Here is a 16,483-nt window from a genome sequence, read left to right as displayed (position 1 = left end):
ACGTGTTACTCAAAGGTATATGAATCAATAACGTTATTGACGCAGCATTGCTGGGACAATCTTTTTGGCTATTAACATATCAAATAGCTTTTATCGTGAGTGGTTTAACCTATAATTTGAGCTAGGTATTGTGGGTGACCTAGCCTTATATTTTACCCTATTTATTTGTTTATATTAACTTATCTGAGTTTGAGTGTACTTTTTGATGATCTTATCAATATTTCCATTAGCCTTAAGGGTCGCTATAGCTTGATTGATAGCAGGAAGTAGAGCAGCGTGTTCTTTACGTAATCGAAATACTAAATCACCATCGGAATGTACCGCCGCAAGTGCCACAGGGATCCCTAGCTGAGTCGACCAATACAGAGCAGGATAATTACCCGCAATAATGGCTTTGACTCTGTGTTTGTCTAAAGCTTTGAGCAGCTCTTGTTCGGAAGCAAAGTCGGCACGGATAAAATGTTGATCGTCGTGGTATAAATAGCCGCGCACCGTGCCTACTTCTTTACCTCTTATCTGGTTGATATCACGATATTGACTCAGGTTTTCGGGCAGTGTGACCACATATTCGGTGATTTGAATGATGGGCGTAGATTTAACAAATAGCGGCCCTAAATCTTGTTTTGCAAACCAGCTCGGACTGACAATATCAAAGTCGAGTAGACCCGTTTCAAGAGCATTGTTGGTGCGCTTAGGTGGTAAGTCGAGGATTTCAGCTTCAACTTTAGCTAATGATAAAATCATTGGGATCAGTTCTGCGATCATCCCCGGTGCCTCTGCTTGATGATCAATAAAGTAAGGATACCAAGAGTAAGAGCCAGTGATATTGTATTTAAGCGACTGTGCGAAGGCCTGTTGCTGAGTCAAAAAAAGGATCAATAAAGCGAATTGAATTAAGTGTTTATACTGTAAACCTCGCTTAACCATCTTGTCCTCATCCCTGTTATCTTGATGTCTCTCAGCATAATTTTGTGTTCATCTTACCTGACTTATGTGAATAAAATGCTTCTTTTATCACACAAGTCATATTCAAGCATTTCAACAGATTAAGTAATTATACTTTATGCTAATAGCTGGCACAGGGCAGGTTGTTGATTGTGGGGATAAATTCGATAAGTTTTATGATGTTTAATTAAGCTAGTTTTCTTATTGCTTTGGCTAAGCAGTAAGCCATGGGATAACGCAATTCGCGTCAGTTGTTGTTCGTCGGCACGGACATATAAGTTAATTGGCTTTACCAGCTGATTATCTTTGATATGTTGGCTAAATTCTTTTGCATCAATCACTAAGCTGGATTGACCATCGCCATCGAGCTTAAGTTTTGCAGTAATGTCAGTATCCGTAAAGACTAGCCATTGTGCCTGTTTTAGTTCCTCAAGCATGGCATTCAAACCTATTCCTAAGGCGGGCTCAGTTTGTTCAATAGCCTGATATTGATACACAATTCTTTCTAATAAATGTTTGAGTTCAGCGCCTGCACCTTGGCTGCGGGCTAAGCGGATCCACGCTGTTAGGTCGTCAGCAACCAGTTTAGAAAAACGTTTTTCTTTTAAGGATTCGACCATCCAATTACACAAAAAATGGCTTTCCTGCGCAGGTGTGCGTTGGGCTTTTTTCGTTTGTGCTGAGGCGGTTAAATCGGCAAGGCCCGCAATGGCGAGCTCCAGCACAACTTGGTTATAGGTTTGAGAATTCATTATGGCTCCGCCGCGGGCTGAAGTGATGTTATCTGTTTGAACCATCAGCATAAATGATGCTGAGCTCGAACGCTTGGATTGCGGCGGGGCTAGTTTAGCAAAGTGCCACTAAAACCGATATTGATTATTCTGCAGTGACTAACTCCTTATGAATATTCAATGCAATAGCATTATATGCTTACTATTAACGGCGTTTATGAGAGATCCCTTGTGCCTAAAATAGCGTATAGGCAGTCTGATAGGATAAGTGCAACGTTAACTCGACTGTTTTATGGAGTTTTAATGAATCAAATTAACCCTAAAAAATTACTCAACAGTAAGTGGACTGCGGTAAAACCGGCCCATAAAGAGAAACATTTTTTAATTACAGAAATTGAATTCGATGAGGAAGGCTTAGTTGTCTCATGTTCAATTGAAGCTGTGATGTCTAAACGAGTAATACCGATAAACTGGCTTGATTTAAAAGATAAAACCCATTGGCTTCAAGGTTGGAAATAGCAGAGATATTTCGATTCGATGTTTTTTAGCAGAGCTTTTATGGTTTATATTGACTCAGCATTACGGCGAGCACATTTTGAGAAATATCACTATAAAAAATCGGCCACAACAGTTGTTGTGGCCGATTTGACTAAAACATGTGGGATGGGCTTAAACGCCATTGGCTTTACCCCATCCGTTTTGCGATTACTTAAGCTTTTTTACTTTGCTAGGCGCTTGACCCACCTTCATTTTTACGCGGCGGCCTTGCATGTTTTTCTCTGCAGTAACTTGAGCGCCAACGTTGTCAGTTCTTTGTTGGTTTTTAGCAAAGCTGCGACGAGTTTGCAGTTGTTTTAACAGTAATTCGCGGCTACCGACTTCATAACCTGGCACAGTTACGCGGCGAATCTGTTGACCGATAAGTTTTTCGATATCGGCTAAAGTGCGTTCTTCTTCACGGCTTACAAATGAAATTGCAACGCCTGTTTTACCCGCACGGCCCGTACGACCGATACGATGTACATAGTCTTCTGCGAGGAAAGGCAAGTCGTAGTTGACTACGTATTCAAGGCTTGGAATATCTAAACCGCGCGCCGCAACTTCGGTGGCAACCAGTACGCGCACATCACCTGCCACAAACTCACGTAGGGCACGACGGCGGCTACCTTGGCCTTTTTCACCGTGGACCACTTCAGATGGAATACCATCTAAATTCAATTCTTTCACTAAGGTATCAGCGGCATCACGGGTTGCGGTAAATACCAATACCTGTTGCCAGTTTTTCTTACCGATAAGCTCAGATAATAATTCGCGTTTACGGCGCTGCTCAACCGGATAAACCACTTGGCTAACGGTATCAGCTGTGGTGTTTTGCTTATCGACACTGATGACTAATGGTTTGACCATCATATCGTTGGCGAGTTTTTTCACCGCGCTTGAGAAGGTGGCTGAGAACAGTAGATTTTGGCGTTTTTTATTTACCGCTTGTAGAATTTTTTGAATATCGGCGCTAAAGCCCATATCTAGCATGCGGTCAGCTTCATCGAGGACTAAAAAGTCGACGTTTGATAAGCTTAAGTTACAGGCAGTAAGGTGCTCAAGTAAACGGCCTGGCGTGGCAACAATCACATCTGCACCGCGTTTTAGCTTTTGCGCTTGAGTCTCTATTTTTACGCCGCCATAAATGGTTAATACACTGAAGTTTAGGTATTTACAGTAAGCAACAACGTTATCAGCCACTTGCGCGGCAAGTTCACGGGTCGGCGTAAGGATTAATACACGGGTATTAGACTTTAACGTTTCACTTGGTTTTTCAACCATCTTTTGCAGAATCGGCAGGGCAAAGGCAGCGGTTTTACCCGTACCTGTTTGCGCACTGGCTAAAACATCTTGGCCGCGGCGGATAGCAGGTATCGCTTGCTGCTGAATAGGCGTCATTTGTTGATAACCGCAATCTGAGATAGCGCGCAAAATCTCGGGGGAAAAACTAAAAGATTCAAATCTCATTTTGGATTCCTGTCATTTACTTATTCAAACATTCAAACATTCAAGCACCTAAAGCCGCTTTTTGCTGTTTTGCCGACTGAGATTTATTGATATCAGTATCACTTAGGCTTCACAGTAGACGCTAGGCTAGCTCATTCTTCCACACAGATTTATAAGAAAAATGGCGGGCGCGGAGTATAGCAAAAATTCCGGTTAAAACCTGAATTTTTTAGTGTTTTGGCGTTTTATCTGAATGATTTAACCCAGAAGGGATAAAAGGTTGAGTCACTATTCTGCCGCGCTGAGGCTAATTTCGTGCAAATTAGTGATAAGGCATTAGGGATAAAGAGCTGACAAAAAATACCGCAGTCTAAGCTGCGATATCACAGTGTCTCAAATAGGTATATTTAGCCGAAAGTGCGTCTCAGGCTGAGGGCTTTTTCAGCATTATGTTTTAGTAAGTTAGCAGCATCACCAATCAGATGGGTTGCAGCTAGGTTTTCATGACTGACATGGGCGATAGAATGGATATTGCTGGCGATCTCATTAACCACTTGCCGTTGTTGAGCGGCGGCAACGGCATTTTGTTGGGCAAAGTTATGCATGTCACTGACTTCTTGATAAATGGTATTCACATTCTCGGCCGACAGTTGAATGTCGCTCGCGCAACGCTCAGCGTGTTGGCGGCTTTGCTCCATTTCTTTTGCCCAAGCGTTAAGCATGGTAAACATTTTATCGACACTTTTAGAAATGCTGTTGGTTGACAGTTGAGTTCTGCTCGACAGGGCGCGAACCTCATCGGCCACCACGGCAAATCCGCGACCTTGCTCGCCCGCCCTTGCAGCTTCAATCGCAGCATTGAGTGCGAGTAGGTTAGTTTGCTCGGCAATCGAGTCAATCTCTCCCATCGCATTAGCGACTTGCTCGGCTTCTTTATTCAATTGCTGGGCATTCGTGGCGGCGTCGGCAACAGATTTCGCCAATTGTTCTACTTTTTGAGTGTTGGCTTGCATGTGGGCGCTGCTTTTAAGACAAAGCTCATGGGCAGTATTGATGCTGCTCGAGGTCAATTGGGTATTTTGGGCCACTTCAGCAATGGTTGAACTCATTTCTTCCATAGCGCTTGCAAGCTGTTCTAATTGATTTTTCTCTTGATCTAAACTGACATAAGTTTGCCCTGTCGCAACAACTAATTGGTCGGCGATACCGTGCAGTTGATTGGCTTGATCTTGAGTACGCCCAAGCACGCCATTCATTTTTGCTTGCAGCATAATTAACTGAAAATCGAGAATCGATGAGGTATCAGCGCCAGAATAAATGTAGCGACTAATCGAATCGTATTTAGTTTGCATTTCAATTAATTTGGCGGGGATCAAAAATGCTTCATCATAGAATATGGCCAAGTTGATGCTCATTAGAACCGCCCCCGCAATAATCACTCCCCACCCCCAAAAATAGCCAGCAAGCAGTAAACCTATTGAAACCACCACGGCTGAAATAATGCGTTTTTGCATTAGGCTCAAAGGCTTAGGGATGGATTTATTTTGCTTAAGCTTCTGATAAATTTCATTAGCTTTACTGATGTAGTTAGCCTGTGGATGAATACGAACCGATTGATAACCCACTATGGTGCCGTTTTCAAATAAGGGCGAGACGAAAGCATCAACCCAGTAAAATCCACCATTCTTACAGCGGTTTTTAACAATCCCGCGCCAAGACTGGCCCGATTTTAATTTTTCCCACATCTCTTTGAAGGCTTCGCTGGGCATATCGGGATGGCGCACAATATTGTGGGCACTACCAATTAATTCTTGGGCGCTATAGCCAGACACTTCGGCAAAACGGGTATTAACGTAAGTGATAGTACCGCGAGTGTCTGTGGTTGAAATGAGTTCATCATTTGGGTGTAACCGAACTTCTTGATCTACACGATTCATGTTTATAGGCTTATTGAAATTAGGGTTACTCGGGCTCATTTAGTGTGTCCATTCCTGGCCGATACGATGATTTAGGGTATAAGTGGGGTATTAATCTGTGCTAGCACTCATTGGTGCTAGCTTGTTATGTGACAAGGCTATCATTTTTGTATGGGTATAGGAGATAAGTATTTACTTAAGTTTAGTGATAATCAGTCGATTGTTGTATTTATAAGCTATTGCAAAATATGGTTTTTTCACCTCAAAATAACAACATTAAAACAAGTGTTTATGCTGTTAGGTTACTATTTCCTTTTTTATTATAGGGTTAATCGTGTTGAGTGATTTATCACGCCATATAAATCCTGCATAAAATAGTGGAATCGATATTGTTAATTGAGATGCACAGCTAAGTAGTTTGGATGGCACAAAAGTCAGAGTGTGAGCAATAGGTTGTTTATTGCACAGCATGATATGGCGATATTTCGTTTATTAATTAAGGTGCTCCGCCCAAGATCTTCAAAAATATAAAATACATTATGTTGCAGTAAAAACCGCTCAAATATACTGGCTTGAGCGGTTCTGTGTACGGGAGCTATGATAAAGCAGCAATGCTTTAATACTCCTGTTTGCTTCTTTTATACTTAAATCGCCCGAGTCGCTTGGGTTAGCCAGGCTAATTCATCACCCGACATCAATGGGGCTAAGGTATCGTACACTTGCTGATGGTAGGCATTGAACCAACTGATTTCCCCTTGCGTTAACATATGCTTATCGATAAGACGCTTATCCATAGGGATCATTGTCAGCGCATCAAATTCATACATTTCACGCTCAGCGCCTTTAAGTGCCTCGCAGTGTTGCACTACCACTAAGTTTTCTAAGCGAATACCAAAATTGTCTGCACGGTAATAACCTGGCTCGTTAGAAAGCACCATACCGGGCAGCAGTGCAATACCGTTGACATTTTTACCTATGCGCTGCGGGCCTTCGTGCACACTGAGAAAATGGCCTACGCCATGGCCAGTGCCGTGGTCGTAATCAAAACCATATTGCCATAGATGTTGGCGCGCGAACGCATCTAGTTGCTGGCCTGAAGTGCCTTTAGGAAAGCGGGCTTGGTCAAGCGCAATATGACCTTTTAGTACTAAGGTCACCATTTTTTTATGTTCATCGGTAACATTACCAATGGCGATCGTACGGGTTACATCGGTAGTACCGTCAATATATTGCGCGCCAGAATCCACTAAATAAAGGCTATTCATCGCCATCATGGCGGGCGTGCCATTGTTGTGATTGTAATGGCACATGGCGGCATTAGCGCCAGCAGCAGAAATGGTATCAAAACTCGGCTCGCGATAATGTTCATCCAGCAGGCGAAAACTTTCTAATTTATCCGCAAGTGTGGCTTCATTATGCAGATGATTTGAAGCAACTTCGGCATCTAACCATGCAAGAAAGCGCGTCACCGCGACGCCATCACGGATATGGCAGGCGCGTATTCCGGCAAGTTCTGCACTGTTTTTCTGCGCTTTGGGTAATGCAACAGGGTCGATGCCTGCAATTAATTTAGCACCGGCTTCACGGGCAATATTTTGTGCCCAAGCGTTAGCAGAATGAGGATCGGCTAACAGTTTTACACCCTGCAAGCTGGCAAGTGTATCGGCGAGTGTGGCCTCGGCTTTAAAGCTCACGCCTTTACCGACATGGGCCTCAATACCTTTAGGTAATTTTGCTAAGTCGGTATAAAGCACCATATCACCATTGGCGTACAATAGGGCACAACCGAGCACTACAGGCAGGCGTGGTATATCGTTGCCGCGAATATTTAACAGCCAACAGAAAGAATCTAAAGCGGCAATTAAAGCCACATCGGCACCGGCTTTTTTCACTAATGCACCAATTTCGGTACGTTTTTGTAGGCTGGTTTTACCGGCACTCTCGTTACTGAATAAAGTGATGGGTGCGCTTGATGGCGCGGGGCGATGTTGCCAATGTAAATCAATCGGGTTTTGCGCAACAGACACTAATTCAATTTGCGCTTTGTCTAAGATGGCTTTGGCGTTTTCGAACCAAGCTAAAGTATGCAATCTTGCATCAAATCCCACGCGAGAACCCGCTGGCAGTGCATCACATAACCACTCAATTTGTGGTGTGTCGGTAAGGCTCTCGTAGCTGAAAAGTGCTGCATCAACTTGTAGGCGAACTTGCACGGTATAGCGGCCATCAGTAAAAATAGCCGCCTTATCTTTTAATACGATCGCCATCCCTGCTGAGCCCGTAAAGTGGGTCGCCCAATACAAACGCTCGTTATGCTCAGGTACATATTCGCCCAGATATTCGTCGGCGCGCGGAATAATAAATGCATCGAGATTGGCTGTGGTTAATTCGCTGCGAATAGCGCCGAGGCGGCTAGCGATAGAATGTGACATATAGGCTCCAAGTGAGACCGGCACGCAGTGCGAGTCGGTAGGCAAAGGTTTTATATTAATTTGAGTTTTAACCCGCTTAGATTATCGCAAGGCTAACGCTCTAGATGCAAGGGAAGTGAATAAAGGATTTTATATACAATTGTGAGTGTGTGCTGAGAATGGACTTTAACCGTGGTTTTTACGCCTGAATAAATGGAGTCAGTTTGAGCATGGTAAAAAGTCAATTATATGAAATATCATCTATAGCTAATTTAATGATTTTCCCATTATAAATTAGCAGCTTAATATTTATTTTATCGCGAGTACTTTGCCAACATGCTAATATTTTGTACCTTCGCTCGGGGTCAGAGCGGGGGACATGTATCAGTGGAGCTGGCGATGCAAGTATTAACCATAGATGTAGGCGGGACTAAGGCCCTGTTTAAACTTTAACTGGCGGAACATACAGAACAATATAAAATTCCTACCGGTGAAGGCTTTAAGATTGAAGAGTTAAATAACCAGATTGCCGCATTAGAGCGTGATTACGATTTACAAGATTACCAACTCGCGATTGCTGTGCCTGGACTGGTACAAAATAATCGTTTGGTGTCGTGTAAATCAGTACCTGGACTCAATGGATTGAGCTTGGATACGGTGAAAACCCAAGGCACACTTGAGTTTATCTGCAACGATATCGACGCGGGTATGCAGGCCACTTGCGATACAAAATATGCTTGTGAGTTGTTGGTGATGTGCGGCACCGGAATTGGCATGTCGATTGCCTTTAATGGGCAAGTCTTTACTGGCGCAACGGGTGTGGCTGGTGAATTAGGTCATTGCCGCGTGATGACAGAATCAGGTGAGTTTAGTTTAGAGCAGTTGGCCAGTGGCGATTCAGTGCGAAGTCGTCATATTGCCACGGAGGATGAACTGTATCGGGCCGGGAGTTATCTAGGAATGGGGCTTGCTTGGGCGGTTAACTTATTGAATCCGAATCGAGTATGGTTAGCGGGTAGGATGATGAGTAACGTACCGTACTATCAAGGCTGCCTTGATAGTTTAAAGCAGATGGCACTGAGCACTCCTTTGGTCGGGATGCAGGTTAATCGCGTCGAGGATATGGAAACCTTAGTTTGCCGCGGGTTAGCTGTGATGCTCGCAAGTGATTACCCTCGCTCATAACAACGCTATTGTTGCTAGTTTCCCTTGCGGCCGTTGTGGCCTTATGGGGTGATATTGGCGCAATAGCGTGTCCATAATCGTCTAACTTATTAATACGATTTGATCAAAAAAGCCCTGCGAAAATGCAAGGCTTTTTATCTTTATTAAACGCTTAGGCAAATGCTGTGAATACAGACTAATGCCTTGAGACGAGCTTATTAAAGATAGATTTAATTAATCTTAAGTAGTTCTACATCAAAAATTAACATTGAACCACCGCTAATCTTGCCTGCGCTGCTGTTACCGTAGGCGAGTTCACTTGGAATAAAGAAACGCACTTTATCGCCAACGACCATCAGTTGTACGCCCTCGGTCCAGCCTTTAATCACTCGATTAAGCGGAAATGCGATAGGCTCGCCGCGATCAACTGAACTGTCAAACACGCTTCCGTCTAGTAAAGTGCCATGATAATGCACGGTCACAGTATCGCTAGCTTTGGGATGAATAGTGCCATCGCCCTGGGTTAGCACTTCATATTGCAAACCTGAAGTCGTGGTAATGACGCCTTCTTTCGCTTTGTTTTGGGTTAAAAACTCATTTCCCAAACGGATATTTTCTTGGGCGGCTTTTTGGCCGTTCATCGAGGTAAAGAAGTAAAAAATCACCCCAGCTATCACCACAATGGCGAGTAATATTTTCATACAAAGAGCACCTTAAATTATTTTCGGCCATGTTATCAGTTTTTTAGCTGTAGATGCTATCACTGCGTACGCGGGCTGTGTACGCACCGATTATGTTACCCACTAGGCGTTAGGCGTCGATGTTGCTTGGGTTGTTATGGCCGTTGCTTGGGGCGATGCGTAGACTAACCTTATTCAACCTTTTTTTGGGCATTGCCAGTGCAGGCAATTGCGGGCTTAAAAGCGCGGGATATTATAGTTTTTTATTTGATGTAGCTGTTTGATGCAGCTGATAATCACTGGTGTGATTATCAGTATCGCCTTGAGCTAGTTTTAAAGATAACTAAGCGGCTAAGCTACATTATTTTCCATAGCTAAATGAATAAAAAGGGTAATCTTAGATTGCCCTTTTTATTCGGTTTTAGTCACAGGTAAACTTAACTATAGTCGGCTAACCTCACGCGGATAGTTAGGTTTAAATAAACATATCTATAGCGCCAGTTTGGATGCCATAAGCCAGTATGGCTAAATTGGCGATAACGGTGAGCCAGAAAACGTTTCTAAATGAAGCCTTAACTGACTTGTGCCTTAACACGTTTTGGGCAAACAGGGCGCCGGGCCAGCCGCCCATAAGGGCAAGTAGATGCAAGGTGCTCTCTTTAGTGCGCCACTTACCCCGCTTGGCGGCAGATTTATCGATGGCGTAGGCGATAAAACTGAGCAAACTAAGCGTGAGGTAAATACCCACAATGCCAATGGGCAACATATGCTGCTGCGCTGCACCAATTAACCCAGCTAGAAAAATAACCACTAACAACAATGGCATAATGCTTGAGCTTGAAGCGGTTGCGTTGGGCTTTTGAGTGCGACTGCTTTGTTGTCGACTCTTTTGAGTACGCTTTGTTTGAGATGAGGCGTTGTTGCTCGTTTTAGCTGTTTTTCTATTCGTCATGGTTTGGTATCAATCTCGTATCGTGGCTCTAAATGTGATTTTTTACTGGTATCGCATACTTTTTAAACGCGAGGTAGCGCCAAAGCTTTTCCAGTGGCCCTTGCTTGAAATAGCGTAAGTAAAGGCTGGCTAATAGCAGTTGCACGATTGAATAAACAATTGCCATGACCATATATTGCCATCTATCTAACTGTAAGAGTAATTCGGGGGCGAGGTGTCTAAACACTAACACGCCAACGATGGATTGCAGAATATAGAGGCTAAAGGCGAGTTTACCTACATTTTGTAATAAGGTCAGTATCTTAGGGCTATTTTCACAAACTTTAACGATAATATGGATATAAATTTGCGCCATTGGGATCGCACTTAACATGGCTAAGGTATCTGAAAGCGCGACTAAAATTGGACGTTGTGTTAAGCCTAAAAGTATCGCAATTAGTGATAGCGTTACACTGGCTATCACTAATTGTATGAGCGTAGTTTTGCTAAATCCCTGCTCAAAAGTTCCTTGTTGATATAACGCCATACCGAGCAACATCAAGCCTGCGGTTAACCACATTAAAGTAAAAGGGATCACTAACGCCATGTAACCCACCTGCATTAATTGCAACACGAGTTGGTCTGCATAGCTTGAGGTCCAAGCACTGTATTGCTGTGCAAATAGGCTTGATTCGCGGATAAAAGATTTATCTGCGCTGCTAACAGTGATGAGGGTAATGATCACTAAGGCGCCGAAAATAAAGATATTGGCCTTACGTTTAAGGGCATCAATACTTAAATCTTTGTAACATAGCGCTAAAAATCCACTGATCCCGTAGGTGAGTAAGATATCGCCAGACCAAATCAAAATGCCATGGATTAAACCCAATGCCATCAGCCATTTTAGGCGTGAACGTAAGCGTGGATACGCATTGAGCCCTTGGGCATTAAAACGTTGATACTGAATAAAAAGCCCAACACCAAACAAAATGGAAAACAGACTAATAAAGCGCACTTTGATAAACAAGAGATTAAATGCTTCGATAACTTGATCAGATAACAGCGGTATTTCGTGAGGGGCATAGCCATAAAAGGTCATCCCCATAAAATAGATATTCATGAAAAATATCCCCAATACAGCTAAGCCACGAATAGCATCAATATTGGCATTGCGCTGTGTGGATATGATGGTAGCGCTGGCTGGTAGTGTGGCTCCTGAAGGGGGCGTTGACCACTCGTCAATAGGCTGGTTGGCTGACACGTTAGCTGAGTTCCTTTCGCTAGTAGGCATGTTTGACTTTTTGAGCTGATTTAAGAGGGCTAGCCTAGCAGGCACTCGCCCTCAATGAAATATAGAAAACCTAGATAGTAGAATATAGACAGTGGAATATAGGCAGCGTAAAACCTAATGGATAATTGCACGATTAACGACTTGCCAATATCTTTCGTTCCACCATTTAGGATAGTTAACGCTAACGTCATGTATCTGTTGTTATTGTAAGCTCGTATTAGGCCAATGCCTGCCACTTTAGCCTATTGAATGCGGCAGCCTCGTTTCGCTATGGGGTCATGCTATTTTTGCGGCTTTTCAGATATCCACAACTTGATATGTCCCTTTACTACGACCACACCTTGAGTATCGTAGGCGGTAACGGGGACCAGCATATCGCCGGGAGTCCATTGCTCTGGCGTCACTTCTGCGATGCATAAAATATCGCTACCAGCCTTAGCGGTATAATCCAAACTCATGCCCTTAGGGATCCAACGTAAATGGGTGGGAATAGAGGCTTCTGCCATCACGCCCATGGCCATTTCTAAGCCATTACAAATGGCAATCACATGCACCGTTTTAATGTGGTTATGTACCGCATGGCGTTTTTTAATTAAACAGGCGCAATGATTAAGGCGTAATTCAGTGATCAGTGGTTTGATGGTGCCAAAATAGGGCGCCATGCGTGAAACCATGATTGAAAATAGTTTTTGTCCGAAGGGATAACGGCGAGTTTTATAGTAGAGCGCGAGCACTTTATTCGGTTTTTGTTGGGCTGTGCAAGTTGAGTCAGTCTGGCTCATGGTCATCCTTAATAGTGATGCAAAGGGGATTGTTAACTTGAGCCTGTTCCAAGTTGAGCTTGGGCCGCTCTGGTCGGATGAGTGTAACATTAGGGTAACAACAAATACCAGTCAGCTTAAACAAACTTCATTTCGCGGTTTTTAGTGTAACACCGTATAATTACGGCCAATTTGTCGTTTAGCGGCAAGGGTATTTTGATTTAACAACAAGGACTCACAGTGAAATATTTGCTGACGTATTTTAAGGGAATGGCCATGGGCGCTGCCGACGTAGTACCTGGCGTTTCAGGCGGCACCATAGCGTTTATTACCGGTATTCTCGACACTTTGCTCGACAGTGTAAAACGCATCAATCCTTCCCTATGGGGCGTGATTAAGTCGCAGGGCATAAAAGGGGCATTTACCCATATTAATGGGGGCTTTTTAGTGAGCCTGCTGGCGGGGATCCTGACCAGTATTTTTACCTTTGCTAAGTTGATTTCTTGGTTGCTCGCAACGCACCCGATCCCAATTTGGTCGTTCTTTTTTGGTTTGATCATCATCTCTGTCGTGCATATGCTCAAGCAAGTGAGTGGTTTTACGGTGGCACGTTTAGCTTTATTTGCCTTAGGTGTGCTGGCGGCGTGGGCGATTACTGTGCTAAATCCTGTAGCGGTAGAAGCCAGTTATATCAACATCTTCTTCGGTGGCGCGATTGCCATTTGCGCTATGGTATTACCTGGGATCTCAGGCAGCTTTATCTTATTATTGTTAGGCTTATATCCTGTAGTCCTCGCGGCGGCTAAAGATTTTCAGCTCGATATTTTGGCCTGTTTCGCCGTAGGTGCAGTGACGGGATTATTGACTTTTAGCCATTTATTGTCGGCACTACTGCGGAAATATCACGATGCGACTATCGTGTTTTTAACCGGTTTAATGTTAGGCACCTTAGGTAAAATTTGGCCGTGGAAAGAAACCTTAACCTGGCGAACAAATTCACATGGCGAACAAGTGCCTTTATTAGAGCAAAATATTTCGCCACTTAATTTTGAACACATTACAGGCCAACCTTCACAACTCGCTTTTGCCATCGTGTGTATGTTGGCGGCAATAGCACTGGTTTGGGGCTTAGAGAAAGTGGGTAATAGGAGCTGAACCTTATCCACTCCGAGGTGATAGGTTTACCAAATAAAAAAGCAGCGATAAATCGCTGCTTTTTTATTGTTATCGAGGTTATGCCTGATTAGCTTTAATTTCCCGTAGATAACGGTAAATTGAATGCACTGAAATCCCTAATCGAGTCGCCGCGACTTGGGCGCTGTCTTTGAGTTCAAAAATACCTAACTCATGTAGTTGATTGACGATTTCGCGGCTCTTTTGTGAGGTCGAAATCGAAGGATTGGAGCGCACTTCATGATTGATACTGTCAATGGTGCTGTGCAATGCTTCATCAATATTACGGGCAAACGTTTCGGGTGAACTGGTGACTTCAATATTTAGTAAATTATCTGGCATCATAGTGCGTAGCACTGATTGCAGCGGCGCATCCATATCGCTATTAATACACAGTAAGGCTATTGGTTGATTTTTACGGTTACGGATCACCGTAGTAATCGATCTTAGCGTTTTTCCATTAGTGCATTTAGTGAGATAAGAATTAGAAATATCTTGACCCGTTTTGAGCTTAAGCAAGGCAAGGTTAGTGATTGGTGCGCCCACTTCTCTGCCTGTCACATGGCCATTGGCTATTTTAACTACCGACGGATGTTTAGCATCTAAGCTGTGCAATACCACTTCAGTGTGTTGGCCATACATGGCTGCGATACCATCGACGATATTTTCGATGGATTTAAGAATATCCAGATCACTTTGCGTTAAATCTTGCAGTTTCAAAGTTTCAACCTTGGGTTGTTAACCCGCTAATGAGCAGCGAGTCAAAATTACTATGCCGACATAATATCGATAATAGTAACATCTGTGGATGACATGCCATTGAGGATCATTTTACCAATATTTTTAATGGTTTTCTCTACATCGGTAGCGATAATACCTTGGCCGGAGACATTGTGACTACTGAGTGCCATTAAAAATGAGCGCACGGCCGCACTAGATGAAGTGCTGACCTTCATGGCGCAGGAGGCTTTTGCTCCATCACACACCATGCCAGAGCTATCGCTAATAACATTTTGAATTGCGAAACAAGATTGCTCGAATGAGCCACCGGCTAGATATACCATCGCCATAGAGGCTGCGGCGCTGGTGACTGTATTACCACAAAATGCCGATAATGGTGGGTAATGGGATTTGATATAAATTGCCCCAAGGTGGCTCATAATCAAAGCTCGGGCGAGTTTTTCTTCCGAAGCGTTATAGCATTGCGCCGTTAATACCACTGGAATGGTTGCGGCAATGCCTTGGTTACCACTGCCAAAATTACTCATGGCGGGTAAGTTAGCACCTCCCATGCGTGCATCAGACGCCGCCGCAGTTAACATAACTATTTTATTGAGTAAGTCTTCACCAATAATGCCTGCGGCGATACCGCTTTTCATGGTACGGCCGACTTCCAGACCATAGGGATTAGCCATGCCTTCATCGGATAATTTGCCGTTTAATTCAGAAGCCTCAAGGATAAATTTGATCTCCTCGAAGGGGACTTCATCCGCAAAGTGATAAATGGATTCGATAGTAATATCCACGCCTTCACAAATTGAGCCCGTGGCTGTCGATTTTGTACTATCAACAATGAAGACCGACTCGCCATTAAGGCGTTTTTCGGCAATCAATGTATGGCCGCCACAAATTTTAACTAGGGCTTCACGATCGCCCTTTTTAGCAATCACGCAGCAATAAATAAACTCTGCCGTTGGTGTACGTTCAACGGTCACTTTACCCGTATCGATCAGTGCTTGTGCCTTTGCAACTTGTTCAGGTGTTATCACCGCCAACACTTCTAGACCGGCATCAGGGTTACCCGCAATGGCACCCGCAGCGGCGGCAATTGCAAGACCAATTTTGCCTGTGCCAGGTACAAATACACCCATAGAATTTTTATAAAGATTGTCAGACACTTGTACTGCAATTGAATCGGGTTCAACGCCGAGTAAAGCGCGGGCCACAGCGGCGGCGTAAGCGGCAGCGATAGGCTCTGTGCAGCCCAATGCGGGCTTAACAACTTGTTTGATAATTTGAATATATTGTTGCCATTGGGGTTTCATGAGCTTTATAACCTTATATTAATACTTACATTTTAACGTGTGCTATCGCTTCGACTTCTACTTTAACGCCCAGTGGAAGGTCCTTTACCGCAAAACAGCTACGTGCTGGGCAGTCGGTTTTAAAATAGCTTTTATACACTTCGTTAAACGCGGCAAAGTCACTGATTTCGGCAAGATAGCAAGTGGTTTTTAGGACCGTTTCTAAACTGCCGCCACCCGCTTCGAGCACGTATTTAAGGTTTTCTAACGACTGAATCGATTGCTCTGTGATCCCACCGTTAACGACGCTGCCCTTCTTCTTACATACAGGGAGCTGGCCTGAGGTGAAAATCAGATTGCCATAAGTTGTGCCATGGGAGTATGGGCCAATGGCTGCGGGAGCATGTTCTGCGTTAATAATCGTTTTCATTGTTTCTCCAGCTTGCAAATAAAATTGAATGCCGCGGTCG

The 16,483-nt window shown here is 43.8% G+C and carries 15 protein-coding genes and 1 pseudogene; 4 read left to right on the top strand and 12 right to left on the bottom strand.

The genetic code is table 11. The features are described from left to right. Positions 1–174: 174 nt before the first annotated feature. Together L2717_RS10560 and L2717_RS10555 are read right to left on the bottom strand one after the other, a co-directional pair. Positions 175–927, bottom strand: coding sequence for a substrate-binding periplasmic protein (locus L2717_RS10560; RefSeq protein ID WP_220772621.1), 753 nt, complete (start codon positions 925–927; stop codon positions 175–177). A gap of 134 nt (positions 928–1,061) precedes the next feature. After that, positions 1,062–1,697 carry a DUF2913 family protein gene (locus tag L2717_RS10555; RefSeq protein WP_220772622.1) on the bottom strand — a complete coding sequence of 212 codons (636 nt, stop codon included), beginning with the start codon at positions 1,695–1,697 and terminating at the stop codon, positions 1,062–1,064. 282 nt (positions 1,698–1,979) lie between these two features. Here L2717_RS10555 and L2717_RS10550 point away from each other — a divergent pair, with 282 nt between their 5' ends. Continuing rightward, positions 1,980–2,195, top strand: coding sequence for a TIGR02450 family Trp-rich protein (locus L2717_RS10550; protein WP_220772623.1), 216 nt, complete (start codon positions 1,980–1,982; stop codon positions 2,193–2,195). 186 nt (positions 2,196–2,381) lie between these two features. On the opposite strand, the gene L2717_RS10545 is transcribed toward L2717_RS10550, so the two are convergent. The 3 genes from L2717_RS10545 to L2717_RS10535 all read right to left on the bottom strand — a co-directional run bounded on the left by L2717_RS10545 (position 2,382) and on the right by L2717_RS10535 (position 8,010). Further along, positions 2,382–3,683, bottom strand: coding sequence for a DEAD/DEAH box helicase (locus L2717_RS10545; RefSeq protein WP_220772624.1), 1,302 nt, complete (start codon positions 3,681–3,683; stop codon positions 2,382–2,384). Between the two features lie 386 nt (positions 3,684–4,069). Next, a complete protein-coding gene (locus tag L2717_RS10540; protein ID WP_220772625.1) occupies positions 4,070–5,638 on the bottom strand; it encodes a methyl-accepting chemotaxis protein in 1,569 nt (522 codons plus the stop codon). Between the two features lie 584 nt (positions 5,639–6,222). Then, positions 6,223–8,010, bottom strand: a complete 1,788-nt coding sequence (locus L2717_RS10535) for an aminopeptidase P family protein (RefSeq protein ID WP_220772626.1) — start codon at positions 8,008–8,010, stop codon at positions 6,223–6,225. A 432-nt stretch (positions 8,011–8,442) separates the two neighbouring features. Between L2717_RS10535 and L2717_RS10530 the strand changes: the two genes are divergently transcribed. Then, positions 8,443–9,174, top strand: a complete 732-nt coding sequence (locus tag L2717_RS10530; RefSeq protein ID WP_246611720.1) for an ROK family protein — start codon at positions 8,443–8,445, stop codon at positions 9,172–9,174. 209 nt (positions 9,175–9,383) lie between these two features. Here the strand turns inward: L2717_RS10530 and bamJ are convergent, their stop codons facing one another. Continuing rightward, entirely contained in the window at positions 9,384–9,854 is a 471-nt protein-coding gene (gene bamJ, locus L2717_RS10525; RefSeq protein WP_220772627.1) for a BamJ family beta-barrel-assembly machinery protein, read from the bottom strand. A 74-nt stretch (positions 9,855–9,928) separates the two neighbouring features. Between bamJ and L2717_RS18195 the strand changes: the two are divergent. After that, positions 9,929–10,164 (top strand): annotated as a pseudogene (locus tag L2717_RS18195) (TIGR00366 family protein); the annotation flags it as partial. A 144-nt stretch (positions 10,165–10,308) separates the two neighbouring features. Here the strand turns inward: L2717_RS18195 and L2717_RS10515 are convergent. The 3 genes from L2717_RS10515 to L2717_RS10505 all read right to left on the bottom strand — a co-directional run bounded on the left by L2717_RS10515 (position 10,309) and on the right by L2717_RS10505 (position 12,837). Then, the gene (locus L2717_RS10515; protein ID WP_220772628.1) at positions 10,309–10,785 is read right to left on the bottom strand and encodes a DUF1294 domain-containing protein; all 477 of its coding nucleotides are present in this window, start codon (positions 10,783–10,785) and stop codon (positions 10,309–10,311) included. A gap of 28 nt (positions 10,786–10,813) precedes the next feature. Further along, positions 10,814–12,025 (bottom strand): DUF418 domain-containing protein, encoded by a 1,212-nt coding sequence (locus tag L2717_RS10510; RefSeq protein ID WP_373316146.1) that lies wholly within the window; start codon positions 12,023–12,025, stop codon positions 10,814–10,816. Between the two features lie 311 nt (positions 12,026–12,336). Next, the gene (locus L2717_RS10505; protein WP_220772630.1) at positions 12,337–12,837 is read right to left on the bottom strand and encodes a hotdog fold domain-containing protein; all 501 of its coding nucleotides are present in this window, start codon (positions 12,835–12,837) and stop codon (positions 12,337–12,339) included. Positions 12,838–13,056: 219 nt separating this feature from the next. Here L2717_RS10505 and L2717_RS10500 point away from each other — a divergent pair, with 219 nt between their 5' ends. Continuing rightward, entirely contained in the window at positions 13,057–13,971 is a 915-nt protein-coding gene (locus tag L2717_RS10500; protein ID WP_220772631.1) for a polyprenyl-phosphate transporter, read from the top strand. 78 nt (positions 13,972–14,049) lie between these two features. Here L2717_RS10500 and L2717_RS10495 read toward each other — a convergent pair whose 3' ends face one another. The 3 genes from L2717_RS10495 to L2717_RS10485 are packed head-to-tail and all read right to left on the bottom strand — an operon-like array spanning position 14,050 to position 16,443. After that, positions 14,050–14,709 carry a helix-turn-helix transcriptional regulator gene (locus L2717_RS10495; protein ID WP_107883425.1) on the bottom strand — a complete coding sequence of 220 codons (660 nt, stop codon included), beginning with the start codon at positions 14,707–14,709 and terminating at the stop codon, positions 14,050–14,052. Between the two features lie 50 nt (positions 14,710–14,759). Continuing rightward, on the bottom strand, positions 14,760–16,034 hold the full coding sequence (locus L2717_RS10490; RefSeq protein ID WP_220772632.1) for an L-cysteine desulfidase family protein: 1,275 nt from the start codon (positions 16,032–16,034) through the stop codon (positions 14,760–14,762). 25 nt (positions 16,035–16,059) lie between these two features. Next, a complete protein-coding gene (locus L2717_RS10485; RefSeq protein WP_220772633.1) occupies positions 16,060–16,443 on the bottom strand; it encodes a RidA family protein in 384 nt (127 codons plus the stop codon). Positions 16,444–16,483: the final 40 nt, after the last annotated feature.

It is taken from the genome of Shewanella glacialipiscicola, from assembly GCF_023283485.1.
Taxonomy (GTDB): Bacteria; Pseudomonadota; Gammaproteobacteria; order Enterobacterales; family Shewanellaceae; genus Shewanella; species Shewanella glacialipiscicola.
The sequence above is the reverse complement of the archived record's forward strand: the minus strand, read 5'-3'. Positions and strand labels throughout refer to the sequence as shown.